This is a genomic window from Burkholderia sp. ABCPW 11 (genome assembly GCF_001523445.1).
Lineage (GTDB): Bacteria > Pseudomonadota > Gammaproteobacteria > Burkholderiales > Burkholderiaceae > Burkholderia.
Genome location: NZ_LOVM01000002.1, coordinates 26,468 through 48,869, shown reverse-complemented (window position 1 = coordinate 48,869; position 22,402 = coordinate 26,468). Strand labels below are relative to the sequence as shown.

Here is a 22,402-nt window from a genome sequence, read left to right as displayed (position 1 = left end):
GCGCCGGCCGTCAGTCCGGCGCACGCCCCAGCACCACCCGCGCGAAGAATCCCGCGAGCACCGCTTCCGCCGCGTCGACCGACACGTGCTGCGGATCGGCCGTGTAGTACGACTGCACGCCGTCGCACAGGCACATCAGCCCGAACGCGAGCGTGTCGGCCGGCAGCAGCAGCGGCGTGCCCGACCGCTCGGCGAAGCGCTGGATGAATTCGGCCATCTGCACGCGCTTGCCGTGCAGGAACTGGTTGAAGCGCACGCGGAACTTCGCGTCGCGCGCGGCCTGCAGCTTCGCCTCGCCCCACAGCAGCGAGTATTCGTCGTCGCGAAACAGCGTCCGGTAATACGCGAGCGCCATCGATTCCATCTGCTCGCGCGTGCCGCCCCCTTCGAAAATCGCCTCGAAGTCGGCCTGCACCTCCGCGTGATTGCGCTCCAGCAATTCCAGCAACAGGTCGGACTTGCTGCGGAAATTCGAGTAGAACGCACCGCGCGTATAGCCAGCCGCCGCCGCGACGTCCTCGACGCTCGCGGCCACATAGCCTTTCTTCAGAAAAATTCGATGCGCGGCTTTCAGCAGACGTTCGCGCGTCTGGTCCCTGCTCTGCTCGCGAGTTAAGCGCTGTGGTTTCATGACGCGCAGTCTAGCATCCCCTCCCTTTCAGATTCATCTTTGCATTCAAATACAGGTCTGTATTAGAATTCGCCACAGTTTCCGAAGATGTCGTTCGTCTGTCCGCGTGCGCCGGTGCCGGCGCCGCTCGGGGCAAGCGCCCGCCGCGCTTGCCGGCTTCGTACCGCTCCACCTCACCTGGGGGTTTCGTGAATCGCTCCGGTTCCCGCGCCGCGCTGCTGATCGGCGCCGCGCTCGTCCTTGCCGCCTGTCATCCGAAAGAATCCGCACCGCCCGCCCCGCGCCCCGTCGTCGCGCTGCCCGCACGGGCCGACACGCTCGCGGCCGCGCGCACGCTGCCCGGCGACATCCAGCCGCGCTACGCCACCCCGCTGTCGTTCCGCATCGCCGGCAAGATCATCGAGCGCCGGGTCCGGCTCGGCGATACGGTGAAGGTCGGCCAGGTCGTTGCGCTGCTCGATCCGTCCGACGCCGAGAAGAATGCCGCGAGCGCGCAGGCGCAACTCGATGCCGCGACGCACACCCTCGCCTTCGCGAAGCAGCAGCTCGACCGCGATCGCGCGCAGGCCCGCGAAAACCTGATCGCGACCGCACAGCTCGAACAGACCCAGAACAGCTACGCGTCGGCGCTCGCGCAACGCGACCAGGCGCAGCAGCAGCTCGCGCTCGCGAAGAACCAGCTCCGCTACGCGACGCTCGTCGCCGATCATGCGGGCATCATCACCGCCGAACAGGCCGATACCGGACAGAACGTGTCGGCCGGCCAGCCGGTCTACCAGCTCGCGTGGTCGGGCGACGTCGACGTGGTCAGCGACGTGCCCGAAGCCGCGCTCGCCTCGCTCGCGCCCGGTCATACGGCCACCGTCACGCTGCCGTCGCTGCCGGGCCGCCGGTTCGCCGCGAAGGTGCGCGAAATCGCGCCGGCCGCCGATCCGCAAAGCCGCACCTATCGCGTGAAACTCACGCTCGGCGCGCCCGATCCGGCGATCCGGCTCGGGATGACCGCGGACGTCGCGTTCGACGGCGCACCGGCCGCCGCCGATACGCAGCCGATCACGCTGCCCGCGACCGCGCTGTTCCACGACGGCGCGCAACCGGCCGTCTGGGTCGTGCGCACGAAGGACGACACGCTCGAACTGCGCCGCGTCGACGTCGCGCGCTTCAACGAGCGCACCGTCACCGTGTCGCACGGGCTGCAACCGGGCGAGCGCGTCGTGCTGCAGGGCGTGCATACGGTCAGCGCGGGCGAGAAGGTGCGCGCGATCGCGCCGCTGCACCCGGAGGACTTCGCATCGTGAGCGTCTCCCACGAAGAAGGCCGGTTCAACCTGTCCGCATGGGCGCTGCGCCACCAGGCGCTGGTCGTCTACCTGATCGCACTCGCGACGCTCGCCGGCATCCTCGCGTACACGCGGCTCGCGCAATCCGAAGACCCGCCGTTCACGTTCCGCGTGATGGTGATACGCACTTTCTGGCCCGGCGCGAGCGCGCGGCAGGTACAGGAACAGGTGACCGACCGGATCGGCCGCAAGCTGCAGGAAACGCCAGCCATCGACTTCCTGCGCAGCTATTCGCGTCCCGGCGAATCGCTGATCTTCTTCACGATGAAGGATTCGGCGCCGGTGAAGGACGTGCCCGAGACCTGGTACCAGATCCGCAAGAAGGTAGGCGACATCGGCTATACACTGCCGCCCGGCGTACAGGGCCCGTTCTTCAACGACGAATTCGGCGACGTCTACACCAACATCTGGACGCTCGAGGGCGACGGCTTCACGCCCGCGCAACTGCACGACTACGCGGACCAGTTGCGCACCGTGCTGCTGCGCGTGCCGGGCGTCGGCAAGGTCGACTATTTCGGCGACCCCGATCAGCGGATCTTCATCGAGGTCAACAACGCGCAGCTCACGCGCCTCGGCATCTCGCCGCAGCAGCTCGGGCAGGCGATCAACGCGCAGAACGACGTTTCTTCGGCCGGCGTGCTGACGACCGCCGACGATCGCGTGTTCGTGCGGCCAAGCGGCCAGTTCGACAACGTCGGCGCGATCGCCGATACGCTGCTTCGCATCAACGGCCGCACGTTCCGGCTCGGCGATCTCGCCACCGTCAGGCGCGGCTACGACGATCCGGCCGTCACGCAGATGCGCAGCAACGGCAAGGCCGTGCTCGGCATCGGCGTCACGATGCAGCCGGGCGGCGACGTGATCCGGCTCGGCAAGGCGCTCGACGCCGAATCGAAGGATCTGCAGGCGCAACTGCCGGCCGGCCTCAAGCTGACCGAGGTGTCGAGCATGCCGCACGCGGTCTCGCATTCGGTCGACGACTTCCTCGAAGCCGTCGCCGAAGCGGTCGCGATCGTGCTGGTCGTGAGCCTCGTGTCGCTCGGGCTGCGCACCGGGATGGTCGTCGTGATCTCGATCCCGGTCGTGCTCGCGGTGACGGCCCTCTTCATGTACCTGTTCGACATCGGGCTGCACAAGGTGTCGCTCGGCACGCTCGTACTCGCGCTCGGGCTGCTCGTCGACGACGCGATCATCGCGGTCGAGATGATGGCCGTGAAGCTCGAACAGGGCTACAGCCGCGCGCGCGCCGCCGCGTTCGCGTACACCAGCACCGCCTTCCCGATGCTGACGGGCACGCTCGTCACGGTATCGGGCTTCCTGCCGATCGCGCTCGCGAAATCGAGCACGGGCGAATACACGCGCTCGATCTTCGAGGTGTCGGCGATCGCGCTGATCGCGTCGTGGTTCGCGGCCGTCGTGCTGATCCCGCTGCTGGGCTTCCACATGCTGCCCGAGCGCAAGCGGCACGCGCACGAGGCGCACCTGCCCGACGATCACGAGCACGACATCTACGACACCCGCTTCTACCGGCGGCTGCGCGGCTGGATCGACTGGTGCATCGAGCGGCGCTTCGTCGTGCTGCTGATCACGGGCGTCCTCTTCGTCGTGGCGATGATGGGCTTCTCGCTGGTGCCGCAGCAGTTCTTCCCGAGCTCCGACCGGCCCGAGCTGCTGGTCGACCTGCGGCTGCCCGAAGGCGCGTCGTTCGCGGCGACGCTGCGCGAGACCGAGCGTCTCGAGAAAGCGCTCGACAAGCGCCCCGAGATCGATCATTCGGTGAACTTCGTCGGCAGCGGCGCGCCGCGCTTCTACCTGCCGCTCGACCAGCAGCTGCAACTGCCGAACTTCGCGCAGTTCGTGATCACCGCGAAATCGGTCGAGGATCGCGAGAAGCTCGCGACCTGGCTCGAAACCACGCTGCGCGACAGGTTTCCTGCGGTGCGCTGGCGGCTGTCGCGGCTCGAGAACGGGCCACCGGTCGGCTATCCGGTGCAGTTCCGCGTGAGCGGCGACAGCATCGCGACGGTCCGCTCGATCGCCGAGAAGGTCGCGGCGACGATGCGCGGCGATGCGCGCACGGTCAACGTGCAGTTCGACTGGGACGAGCCGGCCGAACGCTCGGTGCGCTTCGAGCTCGACCAGAAGAAGGCGCGCGAGCTGAACGTCACGTCGCAGGACGTGTCGAGCTTCCTCGCGATGACGCTGTCCGGCACGACCGTCACGCAGTATCGCGAGCGCGACAAGCTGATCGCCGTCGACCTGCGCGCGCCGCAGGCCGATCGCGTCGATCCGGCGAAACTCGCGGGCCTCGCGCTGCCGACGCCGAACGGCCCCGTGCCGCTCGGCTCGCTCGGCCGCTTCACGCCGACGCTCGAATACGGCGTCGTATGGGAGCGCGATCGCCAGCCGACCATCACCGTGCAGTCGGACGTGCGCGCCGGCGCACAGGGCATCGACGTCACGCATGCGGTCGACGCGAACCTGAACGCACTGCGCGCGCAGTTGCCGGTCGGCTATCGGATCGACATCGGCGGTTCGGTCGAGGAAAGCGCGAAGGCGCAGACGTCGATCAACGCGCAGATGCCGCTGATGGCGATCGCCGTGTTCACGCTGCTGATGATCCAGCTGCAGAGCTTCTCGCGCGTGCTGATGGTCGTGCTGACCGCTCCGCTCGGGCTGATCGGCGTGGTCGCGACGCTGCTGCTGTTCGGCCAGCCGTTCGGCTTCGTCGCGATGCTCGGCGTGATCGCGATGTTCGGGATCATCATGCGCAACTCGGTGATCCTCGTCGATCAGATCGAGCAGGACATCGCGGTCGGTCACGGCCGCGTCGACGCGATCATCGGCGCGACCGTGCGGCGTTTCCGGCCGATCACGCTGACGGCCGCGGCCGCCGTGCTCGCGCTGATCCCGCTGTTGCGCTCGAACTTCTTCGGGCCGATGGCGACCGCGCTGATGGGCGGCATCACGAGCGCGACCGTGCTGACGCTGTTCTACCTGCCTGCGCTGTACGCGACGTGGTTCCGCGTGAAGCGCGACGAACGCGACCCGCACGACGGCCCGCCGTCAGGCGGCAGCACGCCGGCCGCGCCGTCGGGAGCCTGACCATGGACCGATCGATGACCCTGAAAACCAAAGCCGTGCGAGCGCTCGCGATGGCGAGCATCGCCGGCCCGCTCGCGGGCTGCGCGTGGTTCGCGCCGAGCGGCGAGCCGCCCGCGATGCCGTCGCCCGCGCACTACGGCGCGGCGCCGCAAGTCGAGCAGACCGTGTCCGCGCTGGGTGTCGCGCAGCAGTTCGAGGTCGGCGCGCAGCCGGTGCCGGACTGGTGGAAGCAGTACCGTTCCGATGCGCTGAACGCGCTCGTCGACGAAGGGCTGCGCAACAGCCCGACGCTGAGTGCGGCGTCGCATTCGCTGGATGCCGCGCGCGAACAGTTGCGCGGGCAGATCGGCAGTTCGATGCTGCCGTCGATCGACGCGGTCGGCCAGGCCGCACGCCAGCGAGCGCTCGGCGTACCGATTCCCGCGCTCGGCGCGCAGACGCTGTTGTACGACACGTTCGTCGGGCAACTACAGGCGAGCTACACGGTCGACCTGTTCGGCGTGTCGCGCTTCGCGAACCGCGCGCTCGCGAAGCGCGTCGACGTCAGCGCGTTCCAGCTCGAATCCGCGCGGCGCGCGCTGGCCGCGAACATCGTGACCGCGTCGATCACCGTGGCGGTGCTCGATGCGCAGATCGAGACGACCGAGCGGCTCGTCGCGCTCGCGAACGACCAGGCGCACGACGCCGAGCGCCGCCATGCGCTCGGTTCGGCTTCGCGCAGCGACGCGCTCAATGCCCGGCAAAGCGCCGACACGTTCGCGGCGAGCCTGCCCGCGCTGCGCCAGCAGCGCGACTCGGCGAGGCATGCGCTCGCGGTGTTGGTCGGCCGCACGCCCGACCGGCCGCCGGCCGATCTCGCGCTCGCCGATCTGCACCTGCCCGAACAGGTGCCCGTCGTCGTGCCGTCGGACCTGCTGCAAAGCCGCCCGGACATCCAGGCCGCCGACGCGGGGCTGAAGGCCGCCGCCGCCGAAGTGGGCCTCGCGACCGCGCAGATGTTTCCGCAACTGTCGCTGTCGGCGGCGATGGGCAAAGGCGGCTTCAGCTGGCCGACGATGCTGTCGGGCGCCGGCGCGATCTGGAACGTCGGCGCGTCGCTGAGCCAGCCGATCTTCCACGGCGGCGCGCTGCTCGCCCAGCGCCGCGCGGCGAAGGCGACCTACGAGGCCGCGGTCGACCAGTACAAGCAGGCAGTGCTCGGCGCGTTCCAGAACGTCGCCGATTCGCTCGCGGCGCTCGAGCACGACGCGCAGGCGCTCGACGCGTCGTCGCGCGCCGCGCTGTCCGCGCGTGGCGCCTACGACGACGCGGCCGCCCGCGTGCGGCTCGGCGCGCTGCCGCCGTCGGCCGCGCGTGCGAGCGAGTTGCAGTACCGCAACGCGCGGCTCGACGAGATTCGCGCGACCGGCGCACGGTTCGCGGATACTGCGCGGCTTTACCAGGCGATGGGCACGCCGCCGGCCGGCAACGGCGACGGATCCCGTAAAACCGCCGGCGCCGCCGGCAAGGACGCGCGCGCCGCCGCCACGCCCGAATCCGCCCCATCGGCGCAATAAGCCTCTTTCGATCGGACGTGCATGCGGCGCCCCGCCGCGGCCGTCCGATCGCCGATCTTCCGCTTGACCCTCACGTAGCGTAACGTTCGAGACTCCAGTGTGCGCATAGAACGGAGGAACCAATGCGGCTGAAAGTGGGAGAACTGGCGAAACGCACCGGGCTGACCGTCCGCACGCTTCATCACTATCACGCAATCGGTCTGCTGACGCCTTCGGCGCGCGCCGACAACGGCTACCGGCTGTACGACCGCGACGACATCGCCCGGCTCCACCAGATCCAGGCCCTGCGTCGCTTCGGACTGTCGCTCGCCGAAATCGGCGATTACCTGAACCGGCCAGGCACCCCGCTCGTCGATCTCGTCGCAAAACAGATCGCGTCGCTCGACCGCCAGCTCGCGCAGACCGCGCAGCTGCGCGAGCGGCTCGCGAGCCTGCATGCGCAGCTCGCGGCGGGCGCCGAGCCGGAACTGGCCGATTGGCTCACCACACTGGAGTTGATGACCGTGTACGACAAATATTTCTCCGAGGAAGAACTCGCTCGCCTGCCGATGTACCAGAAGAGCCAGGCCGGCGACGCCGAATGGATCGCGCTCGTTGCCGAAGTGCGGGCGCTGCACGAAGCGGGCGTGCCCGCCGAGGACGAGCGCGTCCGTGCGCTCGCCGCGCGCTGGATGGCGCAGCTGGTACGCGACACGAACAACGATCCGCGCTTGCTCGCGAAGCTGAACCTGATGCACGAGCAAGAACCGTCGATGCAGTCGAAGATCGGCATTTCGACCGCGTTGCGCGACTACGTGCTGCGCGCTTCATCGGAAACGAAGATGCGGCTCTTCGAGAAGTACCTCGAGCCGGACGAGATTCGCTTCATGCGGGCGCACTACCGCGAACGCTCGATGGAATGGCCGCAACTGATGGCCGACGTGCGCGACGCGGTCGAATCGGGCGTGCAGCCCGATTCGCCGCAAGGCCGTGCGCTCGCGCAGCGCTGGCTCGAGCTGTTCTGCAGCTATGCGGGCCACGATCCGGCCACGCACGCGAAATTCCGCGCGGCGCTGGCGAACGAGCCGGCGCTGTCGAAGGATTCGTGGGCCGACGACACGCTGATCGGTTTCGTGCGCGAAGCGATGGCGCAGCTGGCGCCGGTGCGCTGATCGCATGATGCGCGGGCGGCAAGCGGGTTTCCTGCTTGTCGCCCGTTTCACCATCGGCAGCCGGTACCGCCAACGTACCCTGCGTGTCCGGAGACGAACGCGCCATGATCGGCAAAGCCGCGCGCCGCTGCGTGCCGCGCGCGACAGGCCCGCTCAGCGCTCGCGCGAGCCGAGGCCGAGCGCCTTCATCCGCCGGTACAGCGTCCGTTCGCTCAATCCGAGCTGCTCGGCGAGCGCCTTGCGCGTGCCGTCGAACGCGCGCGCGATACGGACCAGCTCCGCATCCGACACGCCACGCGCGTCCACCGCCTGCGCGTGCGGCGCCGCCGCTGCCGCGACGAGCTCGGCCGGCAGATGTTCGACGCGAATCGTCCCGTCGTCGGCGAACAGGCACGCGCGTTCGAGCACGTTGCGCAGCTCGCGGATGTTGCCGGGCCACGCATACGCGTCGAGGCACGCCCGCGCACGCTCGGTCAGCACGAATGGTCGGGCCGCGAATGGTCGCGCATTCGGGTCGCCCGCGTTGCCGCGCGCGTTCGCGATCCGCCGCAGGATCGATTCGGCCAGCAGCGCGATGTCGCCGCGCCGTTCGCGCAGCGCCGGCAGCGGAATCGGAAACGCGTTGATCCGGTAGTAGAGGTCCTGCCGGAACCGGCCGTCTTCGATCATCTCGCGCAGCGGCTTGTGCGTGGCCGCGACGAGCCGGAAATCGGCGCGCAGCGCCTCGACGCCGCCGACGCGCCGGAACGTGCCCGATTCGATCAGTCGCAGCAACTTGACCTGCATCGGCAGCGGCACGTCGCCGATCTCGTCGAGAAACAGCGTGCCGCCCTGCGCGGTTTCGACGAGGCCCGGCTTGCGCTGGTTCGCGCCCGTGAACGCGCCCTTCTCGTAGCCGAACAGTTCGCTCTCGAACAGCGTCTCGGCGATCCCCGAGCAATCGACGACGACGAACGGCCCCATCGCGCGATCGCTCGCCTCGTGCAGCGCGCGGGCGAACAGCTCCTTGCCGGTGCCCGATTCGCCGAGCAGCAGCACCGGCAGCGTCGACGGCGCGACGCGCTGCAGCGCGCCGAGCGCCGCGTTGAACGCGTCGGCGCCGCCGACGAGCCCTTCCGCGCTCGGCTGCGCGGACGCGCTGCGCACCGTCGTCAGCCGCTCGACGTACGCGATCACGTTGCCGTCCGCGTCGAAGATCGGCCGCAGCTCGACGTCGACATGCTCGGGGCCGCGCGGCGTGTGGTGGATGTGCAGCACGCGGTTCAGCCCGCGCGATTCGAGCGCCTGCTTCATCGGGCAATGCTCGCCGGCCTGGTCGCACGGCACGTCGTAGTGATGCGACACCTGGAAACAGTGCCGACCCACATGCTCGACGCCGGCCACGCCGAACTGGCGCCGGTACGCATCGTTCGCCGCGAGGATGCGGTAGGCGGGATCGACCACGATCGTTGGCTGCGGGTCCTGCTCGAGATACGCGACGAGCGCGCGGACATCCGGCATTGCGTCGCGGCGCTGGGCAGGAACGATCGGAATGGTGTCGTGCGGATTCATGCGGAGGCTCGCTCGGCGAAGAGGCACCCGGACGGGCTGCCAGGCTGACTGCCAATTCTGCCACGACACTGCCAGTAGTGGCAGTCCCGGTCCGCCACCGCATGTCGCCGCCGCCCGCGCGAGACCGCCGGCGCACCGAAAACCCGAGCCGAATCAAGTCCCTGTCGCATCGGCCGGTGCCGCGCCGCACGCTGGCACGCTTCTTGAAATGAAGATCGCGATTGCAGATGCTGAACCCGATCGAGGACACCCCGTGAGCAACGCCCCCGCCCTGTCGGTCGAAGGCTTTTTCGACCCGGCGACCCACACCGTCAGCTATCTCCTGCTCGATACGGCGAGCCGCGCGTGCGCACTGATCGACAGCGTGCTCGACTACGACCCGAAATCCGGCCGCACCCGCACCGTCAGCGCCGACCGGCTGATCGCACGTGTCGCCGAGCTCGGCGCGACCGTGCACTGGCTGTTGGAAACGCATGTGCACGCCGACCACCTGTCGGCCGCACCGTACCTGAAAACGCAGGTCGGCGGCCAGATCGCGATCGGCTCGCACGTGCGCCGCGTGCAGCACGTGTTCGGCACACTGTTCAACGCGGGCCCCGGCTTCGCGGAAGACGGCCGTCAGTTCGACCGGCTCGTCGACGACGGCGACACGCTCGCGCTCGGCGCATTGACGATCCGCGCGCTGCACACGCCGGGCCACACGCCCGCGTGCATGACCTACTGCGTGGACGACGCGACGCAGCGCGCGGCGTTCGTCGGCGACACGCTGTTCATGCCCGACTACGGCACGGCCCGCTGCGACTTCCCGGGCGGCGACGCGCGCACGCTGTACCGCTCGATCGCGCGTGTACTCGCGCTGCCGCCCGACACGCGCCTGTACCTGTGCCACGACTACCAGCCGGGCGGCCGCGACGTGCAGTTCGTGACGACCGTCGCCGAGCAGCGCCGCGCGAACGTGCACGTGAAGGACGGCGTGACCGAGGACGATTTCGTCGCGATGCGCACCGCGCGCGACGCGACGCTCGACATGCCCGTGCTGATGCTGCCGTCCGTGCAGGTCAATATGCGCGCCGGCCATCTGCCCGAGCCCGAAAACAACGGCGTGCGCTACCTGAAGATCCCGCTCGACGCGATCTGAGCCGCGCGCCCCGCCCCCTCCGGAGAACCCCGACATGACCATTCGCAAGCTGACCGACGCGCAGTCGGTCGCGCCGCAGATCGCGGCGGCCGACGTGCCCGCGCTTCACGCGGCGGGCATCAGCAAGCCGGCGCCGGCCGTGGATGCGCGGCACGACATCGTGATCGTCGGCGCCGGTGCGGCCGGCATCGCGGTCGCGTCGAGCCTGCTCGCGCGCGCCGCGTCGCTCGACATCGCGGCGATCGATCCCGCCGACGTTCACTATTACCAGCCCGGCTGGACGATGGTCGGCGCAGGCGTGTTCCAGCCCGGCACCACCGCGCGGCCGATGACCGACGTGCTGCCGCGCGGCGTGCAGCGAATCCGGGCCGCGGTCGTGGGCTTCGAGCCCGATGCGCACGCGGTCGTGCTCGACGGCGGCCGACGCATCGGTTATCGCAGGCTCGTCGTGTGCCCGGGGCTCAAGCTCGACTGGCACGCCATCGACGGCCTCGCCGACACGCTCGGCCGCAACGGCGTCACGTCGAACTACCGCTACGATCTCGCGCCGTACACGTGGGAGCTCGTGCGCGCGTTCCGCGGCGGCAATGCGCTGTTCACGCAGCCGCCGATGCCGATCAAGTGTGCGGGCGCACCGCAAAAGGCGATGTACCTGTCGTGCGACCACTGGCGACGCACCGGGCGCCTCGACGCCGCGAACGTCGAATTCCTGAATGCGGGCGGCGCGCTGTTCGGCGTCGCCGATTACGTGCCCGCGCTGATGGAATACGTGAAAAGCTACGACATCGCGCTGTCGTTCGGTCACGACCTCGTCGCGATCGACGGGCCCGCGCGCCGGGCGACGTTCTCGCGCGCGCTGCCGGACGGCGGCAAGGAAACCGTCGAGCGTTCGTTCGACATGATCCACGTCGTGCCGCCGCAGAAGGCGCCAGACTTCGTGCGCGCGAGCCTGCTCGCCGACGCGGCCGGCTGGATCGACGTCGATCCGGCGACGCTGCGGCACAAACGGTTTCCGGACATCTACGCGCTCGGCGACGTCACCAACACGACCAACGCGAAAACGGCCGCGGCCGCCCGCAAGCAGGCGCCCGTCGTCGCGCACAACCTGCTCGCATCGCTCGGCCTCGCACGGGGCGACGCCGCATACGACGGCTACGGCTCGTGCCCGCTCACCGTCGAGCGCGGCAAGATCGTGCTCGCCGAATTCCTGTACGGCGGCAAGGTCGCCCCGACCTTCCCCGCATGGCTGATCGACGGCAAGCGGCCGTCGCGGCTCGCGTGGCTGCTCAAGGAGCGCGTGCTGCCGCCGCTCTACTGGAAGGCGATGCTCAAGGGCCGCGAATGGCTCGCGAAGCCCGCGATCGCACGTTGACCGGAGCGCGATGACGTCATGCTGATTTCCCTCGTACTGGGCGGCTTCGTCGGCGCCGTGCTCGGCCTGACCGGCGCCGGCGGCGGCATTCTCGCGGTGCCTGCGCTCGTCGTCGGGATGAGCTGGCCGATGCAGCAGGCCACCCCCGTCGCACTCGTCGCGGTCGCGGGCAGTGCCGCGCTCGGCACGCTCGAAGGCTTCCGCCGCGGGCTCGTGCGCTATCGCGCGGCGCTGCTGATGGCCGTGGCCGGCGTGCCGCTGACCACGCTCGGCGTCCGGCTCGCGCACGTGCTGCCGCAGCGCCTGCTGCTCACGCTGTTCGCGCTGACGATGCTCGTCGTCGCCGGCCGCCTGCTGCGACAGGCGCTGCGGCGGCAGCCGGCCGATGCCGACGCGTCGCCGCTGTGCGTCGGCCGCGTGAATCCCGATACGGGCCGGCTCGTGTGGTCGTGGCCCGTGGGCATCGCGCTCGCGTCGACCGGCGCGGTCACGGGCTTGATGACCGGGTTGCTCGGCGTCGGCGGCGGCTTCGTGATCGTGCCGATGCTGCGCAAGTTCACGAACGTGTCGATGCATGGGGTGGTCGCGACGTCGCTGATGGTGATCGCGCTGGTCGGCACCGGCGGCGTGCTCGCGACGCTCGCGTCGGGCACGCGCGCGCCGCTCGACGTGACGCTGTGGTTCACCGTCGCGACCGCGCTCGGCATGGCCGCCGGCCGCGGCGCGTCGCGCCGCCTCGCCGCGCGGCACGTGCAGGCCGGCTTCGCGGCCGTGCTCGTGTGCGTCGCGCTGGGGTTGCTGGCCAAGGCGGCCTTCGGCGCGTGAACGCCGACGACGGGCCGGCGATCGTCACGCGCCGCCAAACGAAACGCCCGGCCCGACTCGTCGTCGGCACCGGGCGTTTTTCACGGCGGCAGCCGCCGGACCGTCAGGCCGCGAACCCCGCCATCCGCTTGCGTTCCTGACGCAGCATCACGAAGTTCGCGATCACGACGCCGGCCGTCACCGCGATGATGAACAGCGTCGCGAGCGCGTTCATCTCCGGGTTCAGGCCGAGGCGTACGCGCGAGAACACGACGAGCGGCAGCGTCGTCGAGCCGGGGCCCGACAGGAACGCCGACAGCACGAGGTCGTCGATCGACAGCGTGAACGACAGCAGCCAGCCCGCGATCAGCGCCTGCGAGATCAGCGGCAGCGTGATCGTGAAGAACACCTTCAGCGGCGTCGCGCCGAGATCGAGCGCGGCTTCTTCCAGCGACGGATTCAGCTCGCGCACGCGCGACTGCACGATGATCGCGACGTACGAAATGCACAGCATCACGTGGCCGAGCCAGATCGTGAACACGCCGCGCTCGGCCGGCCAGCCGATCCACTTCGCGAGCTCGATGAACAGCAGCAGCAGCGAGATCCCCTGGATCACCTCGGGAATCACGAGCGGCGCGTTGATCATCCCGCTGAACAGCGCGAAGCCGCGAAAACGCCCCATCCGCGCGAGCACGAAGCCGGCCCACGTGCCGATGAACACCGACGCGAACGCGGTCAGCACGCCGATCTTCAGCGACAGCCATGCGGCCGCCAGCAGCTCGTCGTCCTCGACGAGCGCCGCATACCAGCGGAACGAGAAGCCCGACCACACGGTGACGAGCTTCGACTCGTTGAACGAATAGACGATCAGGCTGATGATCGGGATGTACAGGAAGGCGAAGCCGACGAACAGCGCCGCGAACTGCAGGTAGCGATTCGGTTTCATCGACGGCCTCCCTGTTCCTTCGCCTGGAAGTGCTGGAACATCGCCATCGGCACGAGCAGCAGCAACACCATCGCGCAGGTCACGGCCGACGCCATCGGCCAGTCCGCGTTGTTGAAGAACTCGTTCCACATCACGCGGCCGATCATCAGCGTATTCGCGCCGCCGAGCAGCTCCGGAATCACGTACTCGCCGACCGCCGGGATGAACACCAGCAGGCAGCCCGCGATGATCCCGTTCTTCGACAGCGGCAGCGTGATCTGCACGAACGCTTTCCACGGCTTCGCGCCGAGGTCGTACGCGGCTTCGAGCAGGCGCAGGTCCATCTTCACGAGGTGCGCGTAGAGCGGCATCACGAGGAACGGCAGGTACGAATACACCATCCCGATATACACCGCGTAGTTCGTGCGGTACAGCTCGATCGGCGTATGGGTGAGCCCGATCCACATCAGGAAGTTGTTCAGGAGCCCGTTGTTCTTCAGGATCCCGATCCATGCGTACACGCGAATCAGGAACGACGTCCAGAACGGCAGCATCACCCCCATCATCAGCAGGTTGCGGGTAGCCGGGTTCGAGCGCGCGATGTAGTACGCCATCGGATAGCCGAGCAGCAGGCACAGCAGCGTCGTGATCGCGGCGACCCACACCGAATTCACGTAGGTCGCGAAATACAGGCTGTCCGTGAGCAGGAACGCGTAGTGCGACAGGTTCAGCGCGATGTGCACGACGCCGTCCGCGTACGACGCGAGCTCCGTATACGGCGGGATGCCGAGCTGCAGCTCCGCGAAGCTGATCTTCACGACCAGCACGAACGGCACGAGGAAGAACAGCACGAGCCACGTGAACGGCCCGGCGACGACCGCCGTGGCGCCCGTCAGGTTGAAGCGCCGCACCGGCCACTCGAGCAGGGACTTGAACGCGTTCATGACGTCAGCACCACGCCGGCGGTCGCGCTCCAGCGCACGTAGATCTCATCGCCGAGCGCCGGCGTGTCGAGTTCGGAAATCGCGAGGCTCGACACGTTCGCGATCACCGTCTTGCCCGCGTCGAGCTTCACGTGATACAGCGAATAGCCGCCCATGTACGCGACGTTGCCGATCCGGCCGCGCGCCCAGTTGAACGCGCCTTCGGGCGGCTTGCGCGTGAGTGCGATCCGCTCGGGACGCACCGACACCGTGACCGGCATGCCGAGCGGGCCCGAGATCCCGTGACTCACGTACAGCCGGCTCGGCAGTTCCGGCGATTCGATGTACACGTGATCGGGTTCGTCCTCGACCGTCACGCCGTCGAACAGGTTCGTCGAGCCGATGAATTCGGCCGAGAAGCGGCTGTTCGGATATTCGTACACTTCGTTCGGCGAGCCGATCTGCACGATCTGGCCTTCGCTCATCACGGCGATGCGGTTCGCCATCGTCATCGCCTCTTCCTGGTCGTGCGTGACCATGATGCAGGTGACGCCGACCTTGTTCAGGATGTTGACGAGCTCGATCTGCGTGCGCTGGCGGATCTGCTTGTCGAGCGCCGACATCGGCTCGTCGAGCAGCAGCAGTTTCGGACGCTTGACGAGCGAACGCGCGAGCGCGACGCGCTGCTGCTGGCCGCCGGACAACTGGTGCGGCTTGCGCTTCGCATACTTGCCCATCTGCACGAGCTCGAGCGCGGAAGCGACGCGCGCCTTCAGCTCGGCCTTCGGCGTGCCTTCCTGCTTGAGCCCGAACGCGACGTTCGACTCGACCGACATGTGCGGGAACAGCGCATACGACTGGAACATCATGTTCACGGGCCGCTTGTACGGCGGCATCTGCGCGAGGTCCTCGCCGTCGATCAGGATCTTGCCCGACGTGACCGTCTCGAGGCCCGCGAGCATCCGCAGCAACGTCGACTTGCCGCAGCCCGAGCTGCCGAGCAGCGCGAACAGCTCGCCCTGGCGCACGGTCAGGTTGACGCTGCGCACGGCTTCGGTGTCGCCGAATTTCTTGACGACGTCGACGATCTGGACAAAGTTCTCGGCGCGCGCATCGGCGCCGGAGGAAGGAACGGAGAACGGCGCGCCCGCGACCGGCGCGCCCGACTGGCTATTCATGATGTGCTGCTTCTCTCCTGCGTTAGACGAACAAAGCCCCCGGGGGCACCAGGGGCTTCATGACTGCGGGTTCACTTCGGCTCGCGTCAGCGGCCCGACTTCAGCTCGGTCCACAGACGCGTCTGCAGACGCTGGATTTCAGGCGGCAGCGGCTTGAGCAGGAACAGCGTCTTCACGACGTCGGCCGGCGGGTAGACCGCCGGGTCGTTCGCGACGTCGGGGCGCACGTACTTGCGTGCCTCCGCGTTGGCGCTCGGGTAGTACACCGCGTTGGTGATCGCCGCGTGCACCTTCGGATCCTCGATGTAGTTGATCCACTGCAGCGCGGCTTCCTTGTTCTTCGCATCCTTCGGGATCGCCATCACGTCGAACCACACCGGCGCACCGCCCTTCGGAATGTAGTACTCGATCTTGTACGGCTTCTTCGCCTCGATCGCGCGATGCTTCGCGATCACGACGTCGCCCGACCAGCCGAACGCGAAGCAGATGTCGCCGCCGACCAGGTCGTTGATGTAGCCCGACGAGTTGAATTGCGTGATGTACGGACGGATCTTCTTCAGCACGTCCATCGCGGCCTTGTAGTCGGCCGGGTTCGTGCTCATCGGATCCTTGCCGATGTAGTGCAGCGCCGCCGCGAACATCTGGTCGGGCGCGTCGAGCACCGACACGCCGCAGGTCTTCAGTTTCGAGAGGTTTTCCGGCTTGAACAGGATGTCCCAGTTGTCGAGCGGCACCTTGCCGAGCGCCTGCTGCGCCTTCGTCAGGTTGTACGCGAGACCGGTCGTGCCGTATGCCCAGGGCACCGAGTACTTGTTGCCCGGATCCGCGCCGGCGACGAGCGCCATCAGTTGCGGATCGAGATACTTGAGGTTCGGCAGCTTCGACTTGTCGAGCGGCGCGAAGATGCCGGCGGCGATCTGCTTGCCCGCGTAGTTGCTGGTCGGCACGACGATGTCGTAGCCCGAGCTGCCCGTCAGCAGCTTCGCCTGCAGCGTGTCGTCGCTGTCGTAGTTGTCGTAGCGGACCTTGACGCCCGCCTGCTTCTCGAAGTTCGGGATCGTGTCCTTCGCAATGTAGTCCGACCAGTTATAGATATTGAGCTGCGTATCCTTCGCCGCTGCCGCCGATGCACCCACGCACAGCGCGAGCGCCGCGAACCGGCCCACTACCTTTGCTTTCATCCCGTTCTCCCTTCGGCCGGACGCGTTGCCCGGCTGCCGTCTGCCTCGTCATGGCGGCGCATTCTGGCGCGCCGCCCCTCGAAAACCCCGAAAACTACCATCATTCGCGCCCCGTCACAAAAAAATCATGCCGGTGTCGCGCAAACGGAACAGATTCCCGCTGCCGGCCGATCGGACTGCCCGTGCGGCGGGGCGTTCCGGGGGAATTCTATCGGGTAATCGGCGGCTGTCCACCGGGAAAGACGCACGGCGACGAACCTGCGCCCGCATGGCGGGTACGCCCGCCCGGCGAACACGGCCGGCCCGTCCCGCCGCCGCGCCGGGCGACCCGCCAGCGTCGGCGGCCGGCCGGGCCGCCGCGATGCATTAAAATGGCGGCTGACGATTCAACTGCGCGAACCCTCCCGATGGCATCCAATCTTCACGACCTCCCCGACAGCCCCTGCATCGGCGTGTGCTCGACGCTCTTCGACGAAGTCTGCAAGGGCTGCGGCCGCACGGCCGCCGAAGTCTCGAACTGGGTGTTCCTGAGCGACGACGAAAAGCGCGCGGTATGGGAGCGCATCGCGCGCGAAGGCACCGCGATGCGCTTCCAGTACGACAAGCTGTAAATCCGCCGCGCAAAAAAAGAGCGGCATGCCGACCGCCATGCCGCCAACCCCAACTCTGTTCTTTCCGTCGCGTCTAGAACTTCATCCCGACGCCCACGCCGACGATCAGCGGATCGATGTGCAGCGTGCCGATGCCCTTGTCGCCGAGCGTCGCATCGGTGCTCATCCAGATCTTCTTCACGTCGACGTTCATGAACACCTTCTTCGTCAGCTGCACGTCCACGCCGAACTGCAGCGCGGGGCCGAAGCTGCTCTTGTTGATCGATACGCCCTCTCCGCCGACGTTGAGCCCGTTGTTGTAGAAGTACGTGTAGTTCAACCCGGCGCCGACGTACGGCCGCACCTTGCCCGCATGGTTGAAGTGATACTGCAGCAGCAGCGTCGGCGGCAGCACGCCCACGCCGCCGAGATTGCCGAGGCTCGACGTTAGTTGATGCCGCGACGTGCCGAGGATCAGCTCGACGCCGAGGTAGTCGCGGATCATGTACGTGAAGTCGAGCTCGGGCACGATTGCGTTGTTCACGCCCGTGTTGATTGCGCCGAGCGTATCGCTCGCGCGCTCGTTCGGCTGGATGCTGATCGCGCGCAGCCGGACCAGTACGTCGCCCTGGTTGATGCCGTCGCCCGGCGACGCCGCGTGCGACAGCGACGGCATCGCGACGATGCCGGCCAAGACGGCGGCTGCGGTGACACAAGTTCGAATCGTTTTATGCATGGTACGGACCCCCAAAGAATGGTTACCATTCTCCCAATAGGGTCTTTTCGCCATCTTGATATTGGTCAAGCCAGCGTAAACGTGGGACGGTTTGCCGCAGGCTCGGTCGCACTGCCCGTCAGCAGCAGCTCGAGCAGATCGCGCACGCTGCGGATCGCACGGCCGAACGGCAACGCTTCGCGGCCGCGGAAGAACAGTCCGTTCGCGACGTCGCCGCGCAGCGCGGCCGCGAGCCGCGTATCGATGCAGAAGTGGCCGAATTTCTCGATGCCGTCGCGCAGCCCGCATACGCTCAGGCATTCGAGCGCGGTCGGACAGCGCTGCTTCAGCGCGCCGAGCTTGTCGCGAATGCGCGTCTCGTTGCGCAGGTAACGATCGAGCCACGGCGTCTTCACCGCACGTGCCGGCAGCCCCGTCACGCTGACGAATTCGACGATGTCGTCGGGCGTCGCATCGGCGAGCACGCGCTTGAATTGCGGATGCGCATCGCTCTCTTCCGTCACCGCGAACGGCGTCCCGACCTGCACGCCGTTCGCGCCGGCCGCGAACGCCGCGCGCACCGTGTCGTGACTGTTGATCCCGCCGGCCACGATCAGCGGGATCGTGTCGCGGGCGAGACCGAGCGACGCCATCACCTGTTCGGTTTCGTCGAGCACGCGCGCGAAATCGAAACGGCCGTCATGCATGTCGTCGATCTGCGTGACGCCGAGGTGCCCGCCCGCGTGCGCCGGATGCTCGATCACGATCGCATCGGGCAGGCGCCCCTTCTTCATCCATTTCTTCAGTACCAGCGCGATCCCGCGGCTGTCCGACAGGATCGGAATCAGCGCGATGTCGCACCCTTGCGTGAGGTCGGGCAGATCGAGCGGCAGGCCCGCGCCCATCACGATCGCGTCCGCGCCCTCGTCGCACGCGACCCGCACGTAATCCGCATGCGCGCTCACCGCCTTCATCACGTTGACCGCGATCATCCCGCGCCCTTCGCCGTAGGTCTTCGCGAGACGGATCTCGCGCGCGAGCGCGTCGAGGTTCGCCGCTTCGAGCGTCGCGCGATCGGGTTGCGCGCGGCAACGCGCGAGCAGATCCGCATGATGGTGCCGCAGGTCGATGCTCGCGATCGTGCCGACCGCGCCTTCGCGCGCGACGCTGCCCGCCAGCCGGTGCGCGGAGATGCCGACGCCCATGCCGCCCTGCACGACGGGCAGCAAGGTGCGGCCGCGAATCGTCAGCGGCGGAAAGGAAGTGCGTACGGTCATCTGAAACCTCGTCGGAACATCGGAATCGCGATGATCGACGATCCACCGCCGCGCACCTTGACGGCCGTCAATAAAAAACGGCACGCGAACGTGCCGTTTCCGGTTCGGGCCGCGAGCGGCGCTCAGGCCGGCTTCGCCGGCTTCAGTTGCATCGACTTGTATTCGAGATACTCTTCGAGCCCGTACACGCCGTTCTCGCGGCCGTGCCCCGACTGCTTGAAGCCGCCGAACGGCGCGGCGCCGTTCCACGTACCGCCGTTGATGTCCACCTGCCCCGTGCGGATGCGGCGCGCGACGCGCATCGCCCGTTCGTCGCTGCCGGCCCACACCGCGCCGCCGAGCCCGTACGGCGAATCGTTCGCGATCCGCACGGCCTCGTCTTCATCGCGATACGTGATGATCGACAGCACCGGCCCGAAGATCTCTTCCTGCGCGATCGTCGATTTCGGATCGACGCGGCCGAACACGGTTGGCTTCACGAAGAAGCCTTTCGCGAGCCCTTCCGGCAAACCGGTGCCGCCCGTCACGAGTTCCGCGCCTTCGTCGATCCCGCGCTGGATGTACGCCTGCACGCGCTGCTGCTGCGCGGCCGACGCCAGCGCGCCGAGGCGCGTCGTCTCCTGCCGCGGGTCGCCCGCGACGTACGCTTCGGCCGCGGCCTTCGCGATCTCGCGCGCTTCGTCGTAGCGGGCTTCCGGCACCAGCATCCGCGTATGCGCCGAGCAGGTCTGGCCGGCGTTCAGGTAGCACGCGTTGACCGTGCCCTTCACCGCCGTCGCGAAATCGGCATCGTCGAGGATCACCGACGCCGACTTGCCGCCCAGTTCCAGCGCGACGCGCTTGACGCTCGCGGCCGCCAGCTCGGCCACGCGCTTGCCCGCGCGCGTCGAGCCGGTGAACGACACCATGTCGACGTCCGGATCGGTCGCCAGCACCTCGCCGACGACCGGGCCGTACCCGCACACGAGGTTGAACACGCCGGCCGGCAGCCCGGCCGCGTGGATCGCTTCGGCGAGCATGAACGCGTTGAGCGGCGCGACTTCGGATGGCTTCAGCACGACCGTGCAGCCGGCCGCGAGTGCCGGCGCGACCTTCAGCGTGATCTGGTTGAGCGGGTAGTTCCACGGCGTGATCGCCGCGACGACGCCGACCGGCTCGCGCACCACCAGCGAATTGCCGACCTGCGCCTCGAATTCGAACGATTCGGCGAGCTTCGCGTACGCCTTCCAGTTGTAGATCGGGCCGCCGACCTGGATCGCGCGCGACAGCTTGATCGGCATGCCGACTTCGCCGGTGATCGACTGCGCGAGTTCCTCGCTGCGCGCCTGCAGATGCTCGACGATCTTGCGCAGGTAACCCGCGCGCGTCGCGGCCGGCGTGGCCGCCCATGCGTCGAAGGCCGCGCGCGCCGCGCGGATCGCGTCCTGCGCGTCGGACGCGACGCCCTCGGGAATCCGGCCGATCACGGCTTCGGTGCCCGAATCGATCACGTCGATCGTGCCGGTGCCGGCCGGTTTGCGCCATGCGCCGTCGATGTAGAACTGGTCGTAGATTTTCATCGTGTTCCGCCTCCAGGGAAGCCGACATTCTAGCGAGCGTTCCGGTGACTGGTGTGACGAATGACAGCCGTTCGAAAGGACCGGGCGCCGTCGCGTCGGAGCGCCGTCACGCCGTCACGCCGGTGCTCCGCCGTCCGCTGTCCGCTGTCCGCTGTCCGCCGCTCGCCGCGCGTGGCCGGCAACGCATTCGTCGGGTCGCCGCCACGTCGGCATCCGCCAGGGTGCGCGGCCGGGCCTGCATCGTGCTATGTTTTTATTATCGGCATCGGCCCGTTGCGGCCGGCGCCGCCCGGAATCGACGCACTTCGTGAGCGCTGCCATGTCCGACGCATCCCATACCCTCGGCTCGCAAGACCGCCTGGAGCTGCTTTGCTGGCTCACCTGCGGCAACCTCGGCGCGTTTTACCTCAACGAATCGTGGCCGGACGCCGCGTTCCAGGTCCAGGCCGCCCACCGCTGGCTCGACCGTCATCACCGCCAGGCCGACTGGCTCGCGGTCGCCCGGCTCGCGGCGCTCGCGCAGGACATCGCGAAGCGGCATGCGGGGTTCGTCGACGCGTCGTGGGCGCGCGACGCGGTCGAGGAAATCGTCGATACCGACGATCTCGACTATCGGGCCAAACTCGTGCAATGGGTGTACGAGGACTGCTGCAAGGCGCTCGCGGACAAGCGGCTGGCCGATTGAGCCGCACGAGGGCCGCCCGTGCGACGGGGCGCGGCATCGCCGAGCGCGACGCGCTTTTCGCCGCGACGAACGTCACGGCCGGAATGATCGCCGGGGTTCGGTGCGTGCGCACCGCCCCCGGCGCCGGCACGCGCGATGCGTGCCGATGCGTTTACAGCAGCGACTTGGCCTGCGTCAGCACCTTGTCGCAAACCTGCTTGGTCACCTGCTGCTTCAGGCCGCCGCCGCTCAGGTCGAGCTTGCTGCCGTTGCCTGCGTCGAGGATCCCGCTCGCGCCGCTCGTATAGCCGCTGTCGGACGACGCGTTGCCGCCGAGCTTGCCCATCAGCGCGTCCTTCACCGACGCCGCGCCGCCGCCTGTTGCGCCGCCGAGATAGTTGTTCTGGATGCAGAACTGCAGCAGGCCCGCGACGTTGCCGGTGCTGCCCGGCATCAGCGACGCACCGCCGCCGCCCGTCAGTGCGCCACCGAGTCCGCCGAGGTTGCCCAGCGCCCCGCCCGCGCTGCCGCCCGAATCGCCGCCACCGCCGACCTGCTTCAGGACGTCGCCCAGTTGCGCATGCGCGACCGAAAACGGCGCGAGCAATCCGATCAGCGCGCCGGCAACGGTCGCGCGGTAAAGACGTGCATTCATGTAAAGCCTCCCGGTTGTGACTGCGTGAGTACCGCGATTCGCATCCAAGGATACTCAATCGACCGCGGCATGACAGCCTCCGGAGCCG

18 protein-coding genes and 1 pseudogene are annotated in these 22,402 nt (G+C 68.2%); 9 read left to right on the top strand and 10 right to left on the bottom strand.

The features are described from left to right. Window positions 1-10 precede the first annotated feature (10 nt). The gene (locus WS61_RS01000; RefSeq protein ID WP_059498858.1) at window positions 11-631 is read right to left on the bottom strand and encodes a TetR/AcrR family transcriptional regulator; all 621 of its coding nucleotides are present in this window, start codon (window positions 629-631) and stop codon (window positions 11-13) included. Window positions 632-819: 188 nt separating this feature from the next. On the opposite strand from WS61_RS01000, the gene WS61_RS00995 reads away from it, so the two are divergent. The 4 genes from WS61_RS00995 (at window position 820) to WS61_RS00980 (ending at window position 7,782) form a co-directional block, all read left to right on the top strand. Next, window positions 820-1,929 carry an efflux RND transporter periplasmic adaptor subunit gene (locus WS61_RS00995; RefSeq protein ID WP_059498857.1) on the top strand — a complete coding sequence of 370 codons (1,110 nt, stop codon included), beginning with the start codon at window positions 820-822 and terminating at the stop codon, window positions 1,927-1,929. Continuing rightward, window positions 1,926-5,075 (top strand): efflux RND transporter permease subunit, encoded by a 3,150-nt coding sequence (locus WS61_RS00990; protein WP_059498856.1) that lies wholly within the window; start codon window positions 1,926-1,928, stop codon window positions 5,073-5,075. Before WS61_RS00995 ends, WS61_RS00990 begins: the two co-directional genes overlap by 4 nt. A 2-nt stretch (window positions 5,076-5,077) precedes the next feature. Continuing rightward, window positions 5,078-6,631, top strand: a complete 1,554-nt coding sequence (locus WS61_RS00985; RefSeq protein ID WP_059498855.1) for an efflux transporter outer membrane subunit — start codon at window positions 5,078-5,080, stop codon at window positions 6,629-6,631. A 122-nt stretch (window positions 6,632-6,753) separates the two neighbouring features. Next, on the top strand, window positions 6,754-7,782 hold the full coding sequence (locus tag WS61_RS00980; protein ID WP_059498854.1) for a MerR family transcriptional regulator: 1,029 nt from the start codon (window positions 6,754-6,756) through the stop codon (window positions 7,780-7,782). Window positions 7,783-7,935: 153 nt separating this feature from the next. Here WS61_RS00980 and WS61_RS00975 read toward each other — a convergent pair whose 3' ends face one another. Next, the gene (locus WS61_RS00975; protein ID WP_059498853.1) at window positions 7,936-9,333 is read right to left on the bottom strand and encodes a sigma-54-dependent Fis family transcriptional regulator; all 1,398 of its coding nucleotides are present in this window, start codon (window positions 9,331-9,333) and stop codon (window positions 7,936-7,938) included. 253 nt (window positions 9,334-9,586) lie between these two features. On the opposite strand from WS61_RS00975, the gene WS61_RS00970 reads away from it, so the two are divergent. The 3 genes and pseudogenes from WS61_RS00970 (at window position 9,587) to WS61_RS00960 (ending at window position 12,668) form a co-directional block, all read left to right on the top strand. Continuing rightward, complete coding sequence (locus WS61_RS00970) at window positions 9,587-10,471, top strand: MBL fold metallo-hydrolase (RefSeq protein ID WP_059498852.1); 885 nt, start codon at window positions 9,587-9,589, stop codon at window positions 10,469-10,471. A gap of 139 nt (window positions 10,472-10,610) precedes the next feature. Continuing rightward, window positions 10,611-11,843 (top strand): annotated as a pseudogene (locus WS61_RS00965) (FAD/NAD(P)-binding oxidoreductase); the annotation flags it as partial. 18 nt (window positions 11,844-11,861) lie between these two features. Then, window positions 11,862-12,668: a sulfite exporter TauE/SafE family protein gene (locus WS61_RS00960; RefSeq protein ID WP_059498850.1), complete on the top strand. Its 807-nt coding sequence runs from the start codon at window positions 11,862-11,864 to the stop codon at window positions 12,666-12,668. Between the two features lie 103 nt (window positions 12,669-12,771). On the opposite strand, the gene WS61_RS00955 is transcribed toward WS61_RS00960, so the two are convergent. From WS61_RS00955 to WS61_RS00940, 4 genes are all read right to left on the bottom strand, one after another. After that, window positions 12,772-13,593: an ABC transporter permease subunit gene (locus WS61_RS00955; protein WP_059498849.1), complete on the bottom strand. Its 822-nt coding sequence runs from the start codon at window positions 13,591-13,593 to the stop codon at window positions 12,772-12,774. After that, window positions 13,590-14,516 carry an ABC transporter permease subunit gene (locus WS61_RS00950; RefSeq protein ID WP_059498848.1) on the bottom strand — a complete coding sequence of 309 codons (927 nt, stop codon included), beginning with the start codon at window positions 14,514-14,516 and terminating at the stop codon, window positions 13,590-13,592. Before WS61_RS00950 ends, WS61_RS00955 begins: the two co-directional genes overlap by 4 nt. Then, window positions 14,513-15,673 (bottom strand): ABC transporter ATP-binding protein, encoded by a 1,161-nt coding sequence (locus WS61_RS00945; RefSeq protein WP_059498847.1) that lies wholly within the window; start codon window positions 15,671-15,673, stop codon window positions 14,513-14,515. The genes WS61_RS00950 and WS61_RS00945 overlap by 4 nt, the downstream gene beginning before the upstream one ends. A gap of 86 nt (window positions 15,674-15,759) precedes the next feature. Next, entirely contained in the window at window positions 15,760-16,854 is a 1,095-nt protein-coding gene (locus tag WS61_RS00940) for a polyamine ABC transporter substrate-binding protein (protein ID WP_059498846.1), read from the bottom strand. A gap of 407 nt (window positions 16,855-17,261) precedes the next feature. On the opposite strand from WS61_RS00940, the gene WS61_RS00935 reads away from it, so the two are divergent. Next, entirely contained in the window at window positions 17,262-17,465 is a 204-nt protein-coding gene (locus WS61_RS00935) for a DUF1289 domain-containing protein (protein ID WP_059498845.1), read from the top strand. Window positions 17,466-17,538: 73 nt separating this feature from the next. On the opposite strand, the gene WS61_RS00930 is transcribed toward WS61_RS00935, so the two are convergent. From WS61_RS00930 to WS61_RS00920, 3 genes are all read right to left on the bottom strand, one after another. Further along, window positions 17,539-18,180: an OmpW family protein gene (locus WS61_RS00930; protein ID WP_059498844.1), complete on the bottom strand. Its 642-nt coding sequence runs from the start codon at window positions 18,178-18,180 to the stop codon at window positions 17,539-17,541. Between the two features lie 65 nt (window positions 18,181-18,245). Further along, window positions 18,246-19,436: a nitronate monooxygenase family protein gene (locus tag WS61_RS00925; RefSeq protein WP_059498843.1), complete on the bottom strand. Its 1,191-nt coding sequence runs from the start codon at window positions 19,434-19,436 to the stop codon at window positions 18,246-18,248. 122 nt (window positions 19,437-19,558) lie between these two features. Next, window positions 19,559-20,995 carry an aldehyde dehydrogenase family protein gene (locus tag WS61_RS00920; RefSeq protein ID WP_059498842.1) on the bottom strand — a complete coding sequence of 479 codons (1,437 nt, stop codon included), beginning with the start codon at window positions 20,993-20,995 and terminating at the stop codon, window positions 19,559-19,561. 319 nt (window positions 20,996-21,314) lie between these two features. On the opposite strand from WS61_RS00920, the gene WS61_RS00915 reads away from it, so the two are divergent. After that, a complete protein-coding gene (locus WS61_RS00915) occupies window positions 21,315-21,680 on the top strand; it encodes a hypothetical protein (protein WP_027784520.1) in 366 nt (121 codons plus the stop codon). 151 nt (window positions 21,681-21,831) lie between these two features. On the opposite strand, the gene WS61_RS00910 is transcribed toward WS61_RS00915, so the two are convergent. Beyond that, a complete protein-coding gene (locus tag WS61_RS00910) occupies window positions 21,832-22,314 on the bottom strand; it encodes a DUF2501 domain-containing protein (protein WP_059498841.1) in 483 nt (160 codons plus the stop codon). Window positions 22,315-22,402: the final 88 nt, after the last annotated feature.

Excerpts from the sequence above, each read along its gene's own strand:
- WS61_RS00980 (WP_059498854.1), top strand. The coding sequence starts at position 6,754 with ATGCGGCTGAAAGTGGGAGAACTGGCGAAACGCACCGGGCTGACCGTC.
- WS61_RS00925 (WP_059498843.1), bottom strand. The coding sequence starts at position 19,436 with ATGACCGTACGCACTTCCTTTCCGCCGCTGACGATTCGCGGCCGCACC.
- WS61_RS00960 (WP_059498850.1), top strand. The coding sequence starts at position 11,862 with ATGCTGATTTCCCTCGTACTGGGCGGCTTCGTCGGCGCCGTGCTCGGC.
- WS61_RS01000 (WP_059498858.1), bottom strand. The coding sequence starts at position 631 with ATGAAACCACAGCGCTTAACTCGCGAGCAGAGCAGGGACCAGACGCGC.
- WS61_RS00950 (WP_059498848.1), bottom strand. The coding sequence starts at position 14,516 with ATGAACGCGTTCAAGTCCCTGCTCGAGTGGCCGGTGCGGCGCTTCAAC.
- WS61_RS00975 (WP_059498853.1), bottom strand. The coding sequence starts at position 9,333 with ATGAATCCGCACGACACCATTCCGATCGTTCCTGCCCAGCGCCGCGAC.
- WS61_RS00915 (WP_027784520.1), top strand. The coding sequence starts at position 21,315 with ATGTCCGACGCATCCCATACCCTCGGCTCGCAAGACCGCCTGGAGCTG.
- WS61_RS00945 (WP_059498847.1), bottom strand. The coding sequence starts at position 15,673 with ATGAATAGCCAGTCGGGCGCGCCGGTCGCGGGCGCGCCGTTCTCCGTT.
- WS61_RS00940 (WP_059498846.1), bottom strand. The coding sequence starts at position 16,854 with ATGAAAGCAAAGGTAGTGGGCCGGTTCGCGGCGCTCGCGCTGTGCGTG.
- WS61_RS00930 (WP_059498844.1), bottom strand. The coding sequence starts at position 18,180 with ATGCATAAAACGATTCGAACTTGTGTCACCGCAGCCGCCGTCTTGGCC.
- WS61_RS00910 (WP_059498841.1), bottom strand. The coding sequence starts at position 22,314 with ATGAATGCACGTCTTTACCGCGCGACCGTTGCCGGCGCGCTGATCGGA.
- WS61_RS00935 (WP_059498845.1), top strand. The coding sequence starts at position 17,262 with ATGGCATCCAATCTTCACGACCTCCCCGACAGCCCCTGCATCGGCGTG.
- WS61_RS00955 (WP_059498849.1), bottom strand. The coding sequence starts at position 13,593 with ATGAAACCGAATCGCTACCTGCAGTTCGCGGCGCTGTTCGTCGGCTTC.
- WS61_RS00920 (WP_059498842.1), bottom strand. The coding sequence starts at position 20,995 with ATGAAAATCTACGACCAGTTCTACATCGACGGCGCATGGCGCAAACCG.
- WS61_RS00985 (WP_059498855.1), top strand. The coding sequence starts at position 5,078 with ATGGACCGATCGATGACCCTGAAAACCAAAGCCGTGCGAGCGCTCGCG.